Annotated in this window: 14 protein-coding genes; 9 read left to right on the forward strand and 5 right to left on the reverse strand. The window is 49.1% G+C overall.

The window, feature by feature from the left end; translation table 11 throughout:
• From KD145_RS00180 to KD145_RS00200, 5 genes are all read right to left on the reverse strand, one after another.
• Positions 1-1,203, reverse strand: coding sequence for an efflux RND transporter periplasmic adaptor subunit (locus tag KD145_RS00180; protein ID WP_212003918.1), 1,203 nt, complete (start codon positions 1,201-1,203; stop codon positions 1-3).
• Positions 1,181-2,455: a TolC family protein gene (locus KD145_RS00185; RefSeq protein ID WP_212003919.1), complete on the reverse strand. Its 1,275-nt coding sequence runs from the start codon at positions 2,453-2,455 to the stop codon at positions 1,181-1,183. Before KD145_RS00185 ends, KD145_RS00180 begins: the two co-directional genes overlap by 23 nt.
• A complete protein-coding gene (locus tag KD145_RS32390; protein WP_212003920.1) occupies positions 2,439-4,373 on the reverse strand; it encodes an efflux RND transporter permease subunit in 1,935 nt (644 codons plus the stop codon). Before KD145_RS32390 ends, KD145_RS00185 begins: the two co-directional genes overlap by 17 nt.
• 1 nt (position 4,374) lies before the next feature.
• Complete coding sequence (locus KD145_RS32395) at positions 4,375-5,664, reverse strand: efflux RND transporter permease subunit (protein WP_212003921.1); 1,290 nt, start codon at positions 5,662-5,664, stop codon at positions 4,375-4,377.
• Between the two features lie 174 nt (positions 5,665-5,838).
• Complete coding sequence (locus tag KD145_RS00200; protein WP_212003922.1) at positions 5,839-6,237, reverse strand: hypothetical protein; 399 nt, start codon at positions 6,235-6,237, stop codon at positions 5,839-5,841.
• 135 nt (positions 6,238-6,372) lie between these two features.
• Between KD145_RS00200 and KD145_RS00205 the strand changes: the two genes are divergently transcribed.
• The 9 genes from KD145_RS00205 (at position 6,373) to KD145_RS00245 (ending at position 15,212) form a co-directional block, all read left to right on the forward strand.
• A complete protein-coding gene (locus KD145_RS00205; RefSeq protein ID WP_212003923.1) occupies positions 6,373-7,020 on the forward strand; it encodes a Crp/Fnr family transcriptional regulator in 648 nt (215 codons plus the stop codon).
• Between the two features lie 68 nt (positions 7,021-7,088).
• A complete protein-coding gene (locus tag KD145_RS00210; protein WP_212003924.1) occupies positions 7,089-7,886 on the forward strand; it encodes a sulfite exporter TauE/SafE family protein in 798 nt (265 codons plus the stop codon).
• A gap of 78 nt (positions 7,887-7,964) precedes the next feature.
• The gene (locus tag KD145_RS00215) at positions 7,965-8,534 is read left to right on the forward strand and encodes a YeeE/YedE family protein (protein WP_212003925.1); all 570 of its coding nucleotides are present in this window, start codon (positions 7,965-7,967) and stop codon (positions 8,532-8,534) included.
• 10 nt (positions 8,535-8,544) lie between these two features.
• A complete protein-coding gene (locus tag KD145_RS00220) occupies positions 8,545-8,967 on the forward strand; it encodes a DUF6691 family protein (RefSeq protein WP_212003926.1) in 423 nt (140 codons plus the stop codon).
• 13 nt (positions 8,968-8,980) lie between these two features.
• On the forward strand, positions 8,981-10,312 hold the full coding sequence (locus tag KD145_RS00225; protein ID WP_212003927.1) for an MBL fold metallo-hydrolase: 1,332 nt from the start codon (positions 8,981-8,983) through the stop codon (positions 10,310-10,312).
• Positions 10,313-10,457: 145 nt separating this feature from the next.
• On the forward strand, positions 10,458-11,390 hold the full coding sequence (locus KD145_RS00230; RefSeq protein ID WP_212003928.1) for an NADP-dependent oxidoreductase: 933 nt from the start codon (positions 10,458-10,460) through the stop codon (positions 11,388-11,390).
• 112 nt (positions 11,391-11,502) lie between these two features.
• A complete protein-coding gene (gene zwf / locus KD145_RS00235) occupies positions 11,503-13,008 on the forward strand; it encodes a glucose-6-phosphate dehydrogenase (RefSeq protein WP_212003929.1) in 1,506 nt (501 codons plus the stop codon).
• Between the two features lie 406 nt (positions 13,009-13,414).
• A complete protein-coding gene (locus KD145_RS00240) occupies positions 13,415-13,801 on the forward strand; it encodes a nuclease A inhibitor family protein (RefSeq protein WP_212003930.1) in 387 nt (128 codons plus the stop codon).
• Between the two features lie 46 nt (positions 13,802-13,847).
• Positions 13,848-15,212 (forward strand): DNA/RNA non-specific endonuclease, encoded by a 1,365-nt coding sequence (locus KD145_RS00245; protein WP_212003931.1) that lies wholly within the window; start codon positions 13,848-13,850, stop codon positions 15,210-15,212.
• Positions 15,213-15,237 lie beyond the last annotated feature (25 nt).

Genomic DNA, 15,237 nt, shown 5'->3' on the forward strand with positions numbered 1-15,237 from the left:
TTAAGGATTTGTTTTGATGAAGCTCTCGCTGTCTACCAGGTAGGCTGCGTTGGAAGCTATTTCCCAGTCAGTGATCGGTGTTTTGATCTGGACCATCTCTGCTACAGTGGCTCCTGTTTCTACCGTTACAGGTACAAAGGCGCCCTGTGTTTTGCGGAACACCATGGTATTATTACCGGAATGATACACAGCTTTTTTAGGCAGCCACCATCCTTCGTTATAAACGAGGGGTATGTGACCGGTCAGCAGCTGTCCTGCGCGGAAATGATGACTACCGAGGTATACTCGTACCAGCGTGAAGTTCTGGCCATTACGGAAGACCGGCTCAATAAGCCCGATGGTACCGGGTTGCATGGCAGCCTTGTCGTGGGTGGGATAAAAGAGCAGCTGCTGTTGCAGTTTGAGCTTAGATGCCAGTTGAGATGGGAAGGAAAATTCAGCAACAAGATTATCAGCCTGGTAGATGGTGAAAAGTGATTGCCCGGCGCTGACATACTGTCCTTCCCGCAGCATGACTGGCGTAGTGGCCGTTGCTGTTGCTGTGGCGGGCGCTGCGGGTGCTGCACTACCGCCTCCCATACTGTTCATACCATCGCCTGCGGGCGCGGCGGCAGGTGCCATCGCTGCAGGAGCAGACGAGGAAGCACTGCTGGTTTTTTCCAGGATATAGCCGTTACTGTTACTATACACTGGAATACGATAAAGGATATTTCCTGTTCTCAGTACCTGGTCTATCTGTGCCGTTTGCATGCCCAGCAGCTGTAGCCGCTGACGTGCAGCTGCGAGTAGCTGATCACCCTGACGGGCTACGAGCAGCAGTTCACGCTGAGCGGCGGCCAGTTCGGGAGAATAGATCTCCATAATCAGCTGTCCCTGTTTTACCGGTTGGTAGTTGTATTTAATCAGGAGCCTTTCTATACGGCCGCCTACACGGCTGGCAATACTGGTCTGACGACGGGTATCATAGGTGATAACACCACTTACTTCAGAGGTATAGATACGGGTGCCGCTCTCTGCTTTGATCACCGGAATGGTGGCGATCACGCGGGCGTTGACAGGCTGTGTCAGTGCAGCAACGCTGCTGTCGGTGCCCTGGGCATGCCCGGCACTGTGGGTTTTGGCAGGCTGGCGCTTGCAGGCTGCCAGCGCCAGTATGGCCACGGCCATGGCGGGTATGATATTAACGATATAGCTGTTTCTCATAATCCACGATCATTTCATAGAGTTTCAATTTTTCATCCAGTATGCCGGACTGCATCATCGTCAGTGCTTCCCAGGAGTCGATCACATTGCTCAGCGTCATTTTGTTTTCCTGGTAGTTGAGGAAACCGGCGTCCAGCGTTTGCCGCAGGGAAGGCACGATTTTGTCTTCCATGGCTGCAATGCGCTGCTGCATGGTGCGGATCTCGTACTGCATACCATACAGCATGCCCTGTGTTTCCTGCAACATGGCAGCCTTTTCTTTTTCCATAGCTGCCACATTGTATTCCATGGCTTTGATACCAGACTTATACATTTTGGAAGCCCAGGGCACTATGGGAATGCTGACCATGCCCATGGCACTGAAAGCCTTTGGCATCATGGCGCCCAGCGGTTGCATATGATCAAAACGAACCCTGAAATCCGGCTTCTTGTCGCGTTTCATGCTTTCAATATTCAGCTGCATGGAACTGATGCTCTCATTCATTTTCAGGACATCCTTGCGTACGGCGGCCAGGGAGGCGGTGTCATAAGAGGCGGCAGGCTCAAATACCGGCTGGTAACTGGTATCAATCTCAAATGCCTGGTTGCCGGGTGCGTTCATCAGGCTGTTGAGCCAGGAACGGGCTTTGGCGATGGTGCCTTCCTGCATGCGGATCATGTTGCGGTTGTCTTCCAGTTTGGCATTGGTTTTATAGACACCGCTCAACTGTGACTGGTTGTACGGATATCTTACCTCCTCAATTTTTTTCATGGTCTGCATGATCTTTTCATTCTCCTGCAGCACTTTTATTTTTTGCTGCGCGATGATCCAGTTGAAGTACAACCTTTTGGCCTGTGCTTTCAACTCGTTGAGGGTGACACCGCGGGTAGCCAGTTCGATATTGCCCTGAGAGGCGATATAACGTTTCTTAGCGGCTAGTTTCGCCGGGTTGGGAATATCCTGTTCCAGCTGCAGCATCAGGCTGCCTTTGTCGCGCTCGTCCATCACCTGCTGGCCGGGATAAGGTGTCATAAAGGTGCCGACGCCTACCATGGGTGCCATCCAGGCGGTAGCTGCTTCTGCGTTGTGTTTGTAGCTCTCTGCCTTCAGTCCGTAAGACTGCAGCAGAACGTTGTTGCTGTCAATTTTCTGCAGGATGCCGGACAGAGATAACACTGGTGTTTGTTGTGCGAATGACTGTGCCGGTGCTCCCAGGATAAAGAGCGCTATGACCAGTTGTTTGATGTATATATGTTTAATGATGTACTTCATGAATCTCCAGTTTTCCGTGCTTACGCAATTCATATTCTTTTGTCATTAGGAAGATCAGCGGGGTCACCAGCAGGATGTGGGTAGAAGAGGTGAGTACTCCGCCGATCATGGGCAGTACGATGGGCTTCATCACGTCTGTGCCTACGCCACTGGCCCACAGTACCGGTACCAGCCCGAACAGGGATACACATACGGTCATCAGTTTGGGTCTGAGCCTTTTGGCTGCGCCGTATATCACATGTTCGCGCAGGTCTTCCCGGGTGATGGTGGCTGAACTGTTACCTTTCTGTTTCACCAGCTGCTGCATGGCATCATTCAGGTAGATGACCATCACGATACCCGTTTCCACAGCGATACCGAAAAGAGCGATAAAGCCTACGGCCACGGCCACAGAGAGATTGACACCCCAGAAATAAATCATATAGGCGCCACCGATGAGGGCAAAAGGTACGGTGATGAGGCTCAGGAGGGCTTCGCGGATAGAATGGAAGGCGAAGTAGAGCGAGAAGAAAATGATGATCAGTACTATCGGTGCAATCCATAACAGTGTCTGCTGGCCGCGGATGAGGTTTTCGTACTGGCCGCTCCATTCCAGATAATATCCCTGTGGAAGAACGCCCTGCGCCTTGCCCATTTTGTCGATGGCTTCTTTTACCGTGCTGCCCAGGTCGCGGCCGCGTACATTAAACAGTACTGCACCGCGGAGCATGGCGTTTTCTGAAGTGATCATGGGCGGGCCGTCGGTGAACTTCACGTCTGCAACAGACGAGAGGGGTACTTCTCCCATGGAGGCCGACATGATGGGGATACGGCGGATACGTTCCACACTGTTGCGGTAGTCCTGTGCCAGGCGGACACTAATAGAAAAACGTTGTCTTCCTTCGATGGTGTTTCCGATAGGAGAGCCGCCCAGAGCGGTTTCCACGGTCTGGTTCACATCGTCTACGTTGAGGCCATAGCGGGCCAGGTCGGCACGGCGTACGGTGATATCGAGGTATTTACCGCCGGTAACGGGTTCCACGTACAGATCGGTGATGCCGGAGGTGCCTTCCAGGGCTTGTTTTACCCTTTCGGAAACAGCGGCAATAGTGTCCAGCTGCTGACCGTATACTTTCACGCCAACGTCTGTACGAATACCGGTAGCCAGCATATTGATACGGTTGATGATAGGCTGGGTCCAGCCGTTGACAACGCCGGGTATCTGGAGTTTGGCATCCAGCTCATCGATGATGTCTTTTTTGGTTTTGCCTTCCCGCCATTTGGATTTAGGCTTCAGCATGATGATGGTTTCTATCATGCTGATGGGGGAGTTGTCTGTAGCGGTGCTGGCGCGGCCTGCCTTGCCCAGCACTTTCTCCACTTCGGGCACTGACTTGATGATTTTGTCCTGTACCTGCAGTATCCTTTTGGCTTCTGCATTGGAAATATCCGGGAGGGTGACCGGCATAAACAGAATGCTCTGCTCGTCCAGCGGCGGCATAAACTCGCTGCCAAGGCTTTTCAGCAGCGGGATGGTGATCACCAGCGCGATCACGTTGATAGCGATAGTGGTCTTGCGCCATTTTAATACCCCTTTGATCACGGGTTCGTATATGCGCTCCAGTATTCTGTTTACAGGATTGGCATTGTCGGACCTGAATTTGCCTTTCATGAAGAAGGAGATCAGCACCGGTGCCAGCGTGATCACCAGCAGGGCGTCCATGATCATGATGAACGTTTTCGTATAGGCCAGCGGGTGAAACAGTTTGCCTTCCTGGCCAGTCAGCATAAACACCGGCAGGAATGAGGTAATGATAATAATGGTGGCAAAAAACACACCGCGTGACACCTGCTTGCTGGATTGTTCTATGATCTTCAGCCGCTCTTCTTCGCTGATCCATTGCGGTGATTTCTTAAATATCTTTTTCAGCCAGTTCATGTTACTTGTTTTTTTGTTGTTCCTGCCAGAGGGCATACCTTTCTGCCAGATGCTTATAGGCGTTTTCACTCATGATGATCCCGTTGTCTACGATCACACCGATGGCCAGGGCTATACCTGTCAGCGACATGATGTTGGAAGAAATGCCGAAGGCATTCAGCAGCAGGAAACTGGCGGCCAGCGTGATAGGGATCTGTATAATGATGCTCAGGGCACTGCGCCAGTGGAAGAGGAAGATGATCACGACGATGGATACGACGATCATTTCTTCGATGAGCGTATGTTTGATGGAGTCTACAGATTCTTTGATCAGTTCACCCCTGTCATATACAATGTCGAATTTTACTTTCTCCGGAAAACCTTTGGCTACTTCCTGCATTTTCGCTTTCACTTTGTCGATCACGGCAGCGGCGTTTTCACCATAACGCATGACTACGATGCCGCCTACACGCTCTCCCTGTCCGTCCTGGTCAAAGATGCCCAGACGTGTTTCGCCGGTCATCTGCACGGTGGCGATATCAGCCACCCGGATGGGAATGCTGTTTTGTGTTTTGACGGATATGTTTTCGATCTCTTCGGCAGACTTAAGATAGCCGGATGTTTTAATGATATAGCCGATATCGCTGAGCTCAAATTTGCGGCCACCCGACTCGTTGTTGTTGGTCCGGATAGCATTGATCACTTCTGCTACAGACAAACGGTAATACAGTAGTTTATTAGGATCTACCGTGATCTGGTATTGTTTCTGAAAACCGCCAAAGGAAGCGATTTCACTCACACCTTCTACGTTCTGAAGGGCAAATTTGATGTACCAGTCCTGTAGTGCGCGTTGTTCTCCAAGGTCCATACCCGGGGCGTCGAGGGTATACCAGAGGATGTGGCCAACACCGGTGCCGTCGGGCCCAAGCTGCGGCGCAACGCCGGTGGGCAGGTTGCGGGATACGGTGCTTAACCGTTCCAGTACCCTTTCTCTGGCCCAGTAAATGTCTACATCATCATTGAAGATGACATAAATAAAACTCATCCCAAACATGGAAGATCCCCGTACATATTTGATTTTGGGAAGTCCTTGCAGGTTGGTCACAAGCGGATAGGTGATCTGGTCTTCTATCAGCTGAGGGCCGCGGCCCATCCATTCCGTGAATACGATCACCTGGTTTTCAGACAGATCGGGAATGGCGTCGATAGGATTTTTTTTGACGGCATAGATACCCCAGGCAAACAAGGCGGTTGCCAGCACCAGCACAATAAACCGGTTGCGCAGGGACCATTCAATAATTCGATGTACCATATATATATTTTCAAAGGGTGCAGGTTGACAGCACCGGGTCTATTGGGCAGGAGATATACCGATACAACGTATTATAACGTCGTTGGCTATACGTAACAGAGATCGGTATTTTTTTCCCGTAAAAAGTCGGCTAAAGCGTAGTATAGCCCAGGGCTTCAGCCCTGGGAAGGGGTATCAGATGCGGAAGTTACAATGCAGGATATGGGGATGGACTTTACTGCTTCGCGGCGGTGCGTTGCTTACCGGATGCTCTTCAGCCAGCGCCAGTACGCGGGCGGGCGGCAATGAAGTATAGTAGGCAGGAGCATCAGCCACAGGCATCTGTAAAAAATCCAGGGCATGTGCCACTACTTTCTGGTCTTTCTCCAGCTTAACGGTTTTATGTTCATCCTTGCAGCATTTTTTTGAACAACCTTTGTTCAGGTCTGTCTTGCAATGACTGCATTTTTTGCTATCCCCGCGCCACAGCTCTACCTCTACCAGCTTCCCCATGCAGTAATGCATATGGAAAGTGGCTCCGGTGGAAGTGCCGATGTATAACATCGCCAGTATGAGCGTGAGGATTTTTTTCATATGAGGCAAAAGTAGCCGTAAGGGCCGGAATGGTTGTTATATAATTTTAAGGTTTTTTATATTTTTTTAGGATGATATACATGCTGCTCCCTGATCGCATGCTTTTTTGTACCTTGTAAACATATTGGTGTGACAATGGATAGTAAAACAGATATTCTTCAATACCTCGACACGCATTTCCCTACGCTGGACAGCGAATTAAAACAACATCTGTCAGATATAGGAGCCATCAAAGAGGTGCCGGCCGGCATGGTGCTGATGCAACAGGGCCAGCCGATCAGATATACTGTCCTGGTACTCGAAGGAAGATTAAAACTGTATCGTGAAGGAGAAGATATAGGTGAATTTTTTATGTATTATCTGGAGCCAGGCGATGCCTGTGCCATTTCCATGGTATGTGTGGCCTCCGGAAAAGCCAGCGAAGTAATGGCTAAAGCGGTAGATGATTCAGTGGTGCTCATGATACCCGTAAGGTATATGGAAGCCCTGATGAGAGATTATAAAAGCTGGTACCAGTTTGTAATAGAATCCTACCGGCGCCGTTTTGAAGAAGTGCTCAACGTACTGGACAGCACGGTGTTTAAAAATATGGATGAACGGCTGCTGTCCTATATCCGTGCTCAGGCCGACAAACTAGGCACCCATGAACTCAAATTAACCCACCAGGAAATAGCTACAGACCTTAACTCATCGAGGGAAGTCGTTTCCCGTCTGCTCAAAAAAATGGAGCAGAAAGGCATTGTTAGGCTCAACAGAAATTATATCGAGGTATTACCTATGTAACCAAAGTCACAGAGTTTGCTTGCAGGGGTATGTACCTTTGTATAGACATTAAAGCAAACGAGTTACAGATGGAAATTACAGGTTATATAGCAGCTGCATTGATTGGTATTTCACTGGGATTGATCGGTGGTGGTGGGTCTATCTTAACCTTACCGGTACTGGTGTATCTCTTTGGTATCGCCCCGGCTGCTGCCACTTCCTATTCTCTTTTTATTGTAGGCACCACCAGCCTGGTAGGAGCAGTAGGCAGTTACAGAAAACATCTGGTGGATATATCGGTGGCCTTGCTGTTTGGTATACCGTCTATTCTGGTGGTCTTTCTTACAAGGCACTATGTAGTGCCGGCCATCCCCGCACAGCTCTTCCGGATAGGAGATTTCACTGTTACCAGGGAACTGGGCGTGATGGTCCTGTTTGCCCTGCTGATGCTGATGGCATCCGTTTCTATGATCAGGGGGAAGAAAGAAACGCTGACAGTGGCCACCCATATGAGTACAGCAGGCAGGATCAGACTTTTGCTGTATGGTACCCTGATCGGTTTTATCACCGGTTTACTGGGAGCCGGTGGTGGTTTTCTCATCATCCCGGCATTGATAATGATTGCAGGCCTGCCGATGAAAACGGCTGTGGGCACCTCTCTCATGATCATGGCCATGAGCACGCTGATCGGTTTCCTGGGAGACGCCGGCAGAGGTAGTATCAACTGGATATTACTGATTACTGTTACGGTGATAGCCGTGGCCGGTGTATTGATCGGCGGAGCACTTACCTCCAGGATACCCGGTGCTAAGCTCAAACATGCCTTTGGATGGTTTGTATTGGCCATGGGCGTATATATCATCATCCTGGAAACAGTGCTCAAATAAAAGCGGTCTGTGTAACAATTGTCACCAACTACGTCAACGTATTAAAACATCTTTGCATCATAAAACCCGAAGATTTAAATGGATATCTTAACATTTTTACAACAACCCTGGCCCTGGTATATAGCCGGACCGCTGATCGGACTCACCGTTCCGGTACTGTTGCTGGTAGGAAACAAATCCTTTGGTATCAGTTCCTCCCTGCGCCATATCTGCGCAGCCTGTGTGCCGGCCAAAGTACCCTTTTTCGATTACGACTGGAAGAAGGAAGCCTGGAATCTCTTTTTCGTAGGGGGGATCCTGTTAGGTGGGATCATCGCAGGCACGCTGCTCGCGAACCCTGTGGGCATGTCCGTGAATCCTAAACTGGTCACTGAGTTATCACAATACGGTATCAATGATTATCATTCACTGGTGCCGGTGCAGCTGTTCAACTGGCCTGCGCTGTTTTCGGTACGTGGCCTGCTGATGATGGTAGGCGGCGGCTTTCTGGTAGGCTTTGGTACACGATATGCCGGCGGCTGTACCAGTGGTCATGCTATCATGGGCTTGTCTACGTTGCAATGGCCTTCACTGGTGGCTACCATTTGTTTTATGATCGGTGGCTTTATCATGGCTAATCTGATACTGCCTTTTATTCTTTCACTGTAATTATCTTTTTATGAATACCTGGTTGAGTCAATTAAAATACCTGGTGATAGGAACAATATTCGGGATCATTTTTGTGAAGGCAGAAGTTATCAGCTGGTTTCGCATACAGGAAATGTTCCGCCTGCAGTCTTTTCATATGTACGGCGTGATTGGCAGCGCTGTGATGGTGGGGATGTTATCTGTATGGCTGATCAAAAAATTCAACATTAAAACACTGGATGGTGAAACGGTAGTGTTTCATCCCAAAAAATTCAATAAAGGGCAGATATATGGAGGCCTGTTGTTTGGCCTCGGCTGGGCTATTACCGGCGCCTGTCCTGGACCATTATTCGCACAGATCGGTGTGGGTGCCACAGTAGTAGCCGTTACACTGCTGAGTGCTATTGCCGGTACCTGGGTATATGGCAGGTTCCGGGAAAAATTACCGCATTAAAAAACTGACAGACATGGAAATAAGACAATTTGAAGATAAAGCACTGGCGCACTATTCTTACGCAGTATACAGCGAAGTGGCCCGTGAAGTAATACTGATAGATCCGGGCAGAGATATAACTCCTTATCTGGCTTATGCTGCAGCAAAGACAGCCACCATCACCGGCGTGATTGAAACACATCCGCATGCTGATTTTGTAAGCAGCCATCTGGAGTTGCATCAAACCACCGGTGCCGTAATATACTGTTCACTGCTGGTAGGCGCGCAATACCCACACACAACGTTTGATGATGGAGATGTGATACAGATGGGAGAGCTTACCTTCAAGGCGCTGAATACGCCCGGGCATTCACCGGACAGCATCAGCATCGTACTGGAAGAAAATGGTCAGACCAAAGCAGTCTTCACCGGAGATACTTTGTTTATAGGTGATTGCGGTCGTCCTGACCTGCGGGAAAAAGCGGGTAACCTGCAAATCTCCCGCCAGGAGCTGGCCCAACAGATGTATCACTCCCTGCGGGAAAAACTGATGACACTGCCGGACCATACACTGGTATATCCTGCACATGGTGCCGGTACACTTTGCGGTAAATCGCTGGTGGATGCCAACAGCAGCACCATCGGGGCAGAGAAAATGACCAACTGGAGCCTGCAGTCAATGACAGCAGAAGAATTTGTAAAGGAACTGTTATCCCAGCAGCCCTTTATCCCGAAATATTTCCCTTATGATGTAAGTATCAACAGGCAGGGAGCATCAGCATTGCAGCCTTCCCTGGAAAAAGTACCAGTGCTGAAAGACACTACCACTTTGGACAAAGGCATTGCGATCATTGATACCAGACCGGCGGCAACCTTTAAGAAAGGTCATCTGCCTCAGGCCATCAACCTGCAAAACCAGGGTAAGTTCGAAACCTGGCTGGGCAGTGTGGTAGCACCGGGAGAGCATTTCTACCTGATTGCCGGCAATGAACAGCAGTTGCGGGAAGTGATCGCCAAATCGGCGAAGATAGGCTACGAAGGCATGATCAGCGCTGCAATAGTGTCTGACGCTGGTAGCCATACCATGCCACCCGTGCCCCTGGCCGATCTGAAGACTCATCCGCAGGATTATACCATTGTGGACGTGAGAATGGAATCCGAAGCGCAAACACAGCTGTTACCCGGTGCTATCAGCATTCCGCTGGACCAGTTACGGGAACGGGTAAACGAGATCCCGCTGGATAAGCCGATTGTGGTACACTGTGCCGGCGGATACCGCAGCGCAGCCGGCAGCAGTATTGTAGCCGGAGCTTTGGATGGGAAAGTGCCCACCTATGATCTGGGTGAGGCTGTAAAAGAATTCTAACCAGAACGGACATACGAATCGATGTAGGGCGGCGCCGGTTATCCGGGCCGCTCTTTTTTATCCTGAATTTTTACAGAATTATACCATTAATGTACAGGAAAAGCTGGTCACATTCTGGCTACATTTGTGCCATAATCCTATAGTCATGAAAGCAATCGTTTTGAAAAGCCCGGGTGGCACGGAAAACCTCGTTTACACCACCTTGCCCGTACCAGAGATCGCTGATGGCGAAGTGTTGGTACAGGTGAAAGCTATCAGTATAAATCCGATAGATGTTAAAACCCGTTCAGGTAAAGGACTTACCGCCAAATTTCAGGGTTTGGACCCAGTCATTCTGGGATGGGATATCTCAGGCGTGGTAACGGCTTCCCGCTCTCCCTTGCTGAAAGAAGGGGATGAAGTGTTCGGGATGGTCAACTTCCCGGGACATGGCCAGGCTTATGCAGAGTATGTAGCAGCACCCGCTGACCAGCTGGCCCTGAAACCGGCCGGGCTTTCGCACGAAGCGGCCGCAGCAGCCACCCTGGCAGCGCTCACCGCCCTGCAGGCATTAAACAGCGCCGGTATCAAAAAAGGCGATAAAGTGCTGATCCACGCCGCAGCCGGCGGTGTAGGACATTTTGCCGTACAGATAGCCAAATATATGGGCGCTTATGTGATCGGCACTGCTTCTGCAGCCAACCGCGATTTTGTGCTGGGCCTGGGCGCAGATGAACATTTCGATTATAAAGCAGCTCCTTTTGAAGATCATTACCGTAACCTCGACCTGGTGCTGGATTCCATGGGAGGCGAGTATATTGACCGTTCTCTGCTGACCCTGCGGGAAGAGGGAACTATCATCAGCCTGCCTACCGGTTTAAGGGAAGCTGTGGGGGAGAAGGCCGCTGCTCAAAACAAAAAAGGATACTTTATCGTAGTAGCTTCCAGCGGAAAAGACATGCAACAGCTGGCAGAACTGATTGCGCAAGGGTTTATCAGGCCGGAGGTATCGCAGGTATTTTCTTTTGAAGAAATGAAACAGGCGCATCAGCAGCTGGAAACCGGCAGTGCCAGAGGAAAAGTGGTGGTAAAAGTCTGATGTCTTATACTCCTGAAAAGAGGGATGGTTTTTTAAATATGCGTAAAAGACTGCTGCAACATCGCACATATTTCAGGAATTCATCTAAATTAGCTGCTAAACCGATGCTTAGATGAAACCTGGAAAAAACCTCCCGTCCGCCATTACTATTTTTGGTGCCAAAGGAGACCTGACTAGAAGAAAACTTATTCCGGCTCTTTACAACCTGTTCACCGACCATCAGCTGCCGCCGGTATTCACCATTTGCTGCGTTGATTTTCTGGAAGAAGAGGAAGACGCCTTCAAACAGGACCTGCTGGCCGGCGTGAATGAATTCAGCCGAAATGGTAAAGCGGAGGAGGCAGTATGGAATGAATTCGCAGCTCATATTACGTATTTGCAGGGCGATTTCATGAAGGAGGATACTTACCGGCGCCTGAGGAAGCAACTGGACACCTTTGATAAGGAAAACAAAAAAAACAGTGTACGTATTTTTTACTTCGCCATAGCACCCAGGTTCATCGAAGTAATTGCGGACGCATTGCATGTGCATACCATGTGTGGTCGTGATCAGCAGGACCGTATTGTAGTAGAGAAACCATTCGGTACAGATCTGGAAACGGCCAAAAAACTGAACCGGTTTCTGACCAAACGTTTTGCTGAGAAACAGATTTACCGCATCGACCATTACCTGGGAAAGGAAGCGGTACAGAACATTATGGCCTTTCGTTTTGCCAATTATGTGTTTGAGCCGCTGTGGAACAGGAAATATATCGACCATATCCAGATCAGTGTGGCGGAAGAAGTGGGAGTGGGCAAGCGGGGCGGCTATTACGACAGCAGCGGGGCTTTGCGGGATATGGTACAGAACCATTTGCTGCAGCTGTTGTGTATCGTAGCGATGGATCGACCTAAATTTTATCAGTCTGAACTGATCCGCGATGCCAAAGTGAAAGTGCTGAAGCATATACGTCCTTATACACAGCAACAGGTATTCAAGAATGTGATCAGGGGACAGTACACGGCAGGTAATGTGCATGGAGGCCGCCGGGTGGCTTATCGTAAAGAAGAGCAGGTACAACCTGCTTCCAATACAGAAACCTTTGTGGCGGCCCGTCTGTTTATTGACAATGACCGCTGGAAAGGTGTTCCCTTCTATCTTCGTACCGGCAAGTCGATGCCCGTTCAGTCGTCGGTAATCGTTATACAGTTCAAGGACTCACCCCATAAGATCTTTAAAGATGATCTTACGCCTAACCGTCTGGTCATCAGTATACAGCCTGAACTGGAAATCAGTTTGCTGTTTGAAAGCAAGGTACCCGGCCTGAAAATGAAGCTGAAGCCGGTAGAAATGGACTTTACTTACCAGGAAGCCTATACGGAAACGATCCCGGAAGCATATGAAGCCTTACTGCTGGATGTTTTGGAGGGCAACCCCACTTTATTCATGCGTGCCGATCAGGTAGAGGCAGCCTGGAAAGTAGTGATGCCCATTCTGGATGCCTGGAAAAAATATCCTTCAAAAGAACTGAACCTTTATAAAGCAGGCACCTGGGGGCCTTCCACCGCTACTGAGCTGCTGAAGCCTTACGCCAAGGACTGGTTCAGACTATCTGCCAGAGGAGAAAGCATTAAATAATCCCAGGGCTGAAGCCCTGGGCTATTTTCGATGTGATAGTTATGCCCGCTATTTTTAGAATCTTGGGTTACACTGGTTTTAATTTAAATATCCCATGGCTTTATCCCATGGCTTTAGCCTAATATATCCCATGGCTTTAGCTCTAATATATTCCATGGCTTCAGCCTAATATAGCCCAGGGCTTTAGCTCTAATATATCCCATGGCTTCAGCCTAATATAGCGCATGGCATTAGCTCTAATATATCCCATGGCTTCAGCCTAATATAGCCCAGGGCTTTAGCCCTGGGATCAAAATGCGTTCGCTCATTTTTCTTTTATTTAAAAGATTAAACTAATGTTACCATTGTTATCAAGATAAAATTATATAGAAATAATGGCTAACTTTATTTCATGCAAAACCATTCTTTGTTAGAACAACTTAACAACCAAATTGCCGGTATTTTATTTTACAGCGAATCAGAGTATCCACTTACCATTTCGGAATGGGGTGTATTGCCTGCGGCGGGAGTACAGCAAAAAATTGCAGCTTTACATGATGTTGAATCGCAGGTGGTGCGGTCTGTAGATGCTGTCACTTTTTTCGACCAAATCTGTAATCCGGCCGACCCCAATGATATGCCAATGGTTGCCAACGCACAACGTTTTCATGAGTTGTATCTGTTTCTGAAAGAAAATCTGTCTGACATACAGGTTTCCCGTGTGGAAACAGGAACGAGTATACCTGTTTATATTACCGGGCATCAGCCCGATGGTACCTGCATAGCACTGGCCACCACAGCGATAGAATCCTAATAGCCCGTTATAGTCTCCTTTTGTTGTATCCTATAAATTTTGAATTATGAAACAATTCATGCGGCATTGCTTTGTCCTTTGCCTGGGTAGTATCCTGTTTGCTGCCTGTAAAAAAGAGGCGACTATGCAGCCTCAGGAAGTAAATTCCACCCGTGTGTCAGCCAGCACCGAATCCGTTGTTCGTTTGTCCGAAGACTTTGAGTCCGGCAGTAAAACAGCTTATGCTGTTGGTAATGTAACCCTTACCAGCGGCTCCTGGACATTAGATGATGCTTTGATTGGCACGTTGACTGCCGATCTTAAAAATGGTACCAAGTCTGTTCGTATCCGTAATACAGGCTCTCTGACCACCAACTTCAACATCACCGGTGGCACAGGTACTTTAACCATTACCGTAAAACACGGTACCTATGGATCAGACGGTAACAGTGACTGGCAGCTGGTGACATCTACCGACAACGGACAAACCTGGCAGCAACAGGGAAATACGGTGACTACCGCTCCCTCCCTGCAAACAGCCACCTTCACCATGCCGGCAGTAGCCAGCTTCCGTTTGTCTATCCGTAAAACTTCCGGCGGTTCCAACAGAATCAATATTGATGATGTCGCTGTGGCTGTAGGAGATACTACCTCTACTGACCCTGGTCAACCTACCGGCAGTGATGACGACAATATGCTGATGGGCAACCCCAGCAATGCGCTCGCAAATGTTACCGCAGAGAATAACTACCTCATGGTAAAGACCTATTATACGTTGTCGTATAACCGTAGCCGTGCTACACCCAACTGGGTGAGCTGGCATATTCAGAGCAGTGATCTCGGCTCTGTATCCAGGACCAACGATTTCAGGGCTGACATCACCCTGCCTGCCGGATGGTACCAGGTACAGAACACCAGCTATAGCGGCTCCGGATTTGACCGTGGCCACAACTGTCCTTCCGCAGACAGAACATCCTCTACTACTGCCAATTCTGCCACTTTCCTCATGAGCAACATGATGCCACAGGCTCCTAATAATAACCAGCAAACGTGGGCCAACCTGGAAAATTATACCCGTAGCCTGGTGACTGCCGGCAATGAAGTATATGTGATCTGCGGTTCTTATGGACAAGGTGGTACCGGTTCTCTGGGTGGTGTTACCTATACCATCGACAACGGTAACGTAACTGTACCTTCCAACATCTGGAAAGTAGTAGTAGTATTGCCTAACGGTAACAACGACCTTAGCCGCGTGAATGGCAGCACCCGTGTAATAGCTATCAACACTCCGAACATCAACAGTATCAATACCGACTGGAAACAATACAGAACAACAGTACGGGACATTGAAAATGCTACCGGTTACAATCTGCTGTCTGCCCTGCGTCCCTCTCTGCAGGACAGCCTGGAGACAAAAATAGATACGCAATAATATCCCTAAGCTTATTGCCTTCACA

The sequence above is a fragment of the Chitinophaga sp. HK235 genome (assembly GCF_018255755.1).
GTDB lineage: Bacteria > Bacteroidota > Bacteroidia > Chitinophagales > Chitinophagaceae > Chitinophaga.

Excerpts from the sequence above, each read along its gene's own strand:
- KD145_RS00180 (WP_212003918.1), bottom strand. The coding sequence starts at position 1,203 with ATGAGAAACAGCTATATCGTTAATATCATACCCGCCATGGCCGTGGCC.
- KD145_RS00185 (WP_212003919.1), bottom strand. The coding sequence starts at position 2,455 with ATGAAGTACATCATTAAACATATATACATCAAACAACTGGTCATAGCG.
- KD145_RS32390 (WP_212003920.1), bottom strand. The coding sequence starts at position 4,373 with ATGAACTGGCTGAAAAAGATATTTAAGAAATCACCGCAATGGATCAGC.
- KD145_RS32395 (WP_212003921.1), bottom strand. The coding sequence starts at position 5,664 with ATGGTACATCGAATTATTGAATGGTCCCTGCGCAACCGGTTTATTGTG.
- KD145_RS00200 (WP_212003922.1), bottom strand. The coding sequence starts at position 6,237 with ATGAAAAAAATCCTCACGCTCATACTGGCGATGTTATACATCGGCACT.
- KD145_RS00205 (WP_212003923.1), top strand. The coding sequence starts at position 6,373 with ATGGATAGTAAAACAGATATTCTTCAATACCTCGACACGCATTTCCCT.
- KD145_RS00210 (WP_212003924.1), top strand. The coding sequence starts at position 7,089 with ATGGAAATTACAGGTTATATAGCAGCTGCATTGATTGGTATTTCACTG.
- KD145_RS00215 (WP_212003925.1), top strand. The coding sequence starts at position 7,965 with ATGGATATCTTAACATTTTTACAACAACCCTGGCCCTGGTATATAGCC.
- KD145_RS00220 (WP_212003926.1), top strand. The coding sequence starts at position 8,545 with ATGAATACCTGGTTGAGTCAATTAAAATACCTGGTGATAGGAACAATA.
- KD145_RS00225 (WP_212003927.1), top strand. The coding sequence starts at position 8,981 with ATGGAAATAAGACAATTTGAAGATAAAGCACTGGCGCACTATTCTTAC.
- KD145_RS00230 (WP_212003928.1), top strand. The coding sequence starts at position 10,458 with ATGAAAGCAATCGTTTTGAAAAGCCCGGGTGGCACGGAAAACCTCGTT.
- zwf (WP_212003929.1), top strand. The coding sequence starts at position 11,503 with ATGAAACCTGGAAAAAACCTCCCGTCCGCCATTACTATTTTTGGTGCC.
- KD145_RS00245 (WP_212003931.1), top strand. The coding sequence starts at position 13,848 with ATGAAACAATTCATGCGGCATTGCTTTGTCCTTTGCCTGGGTAGTATC.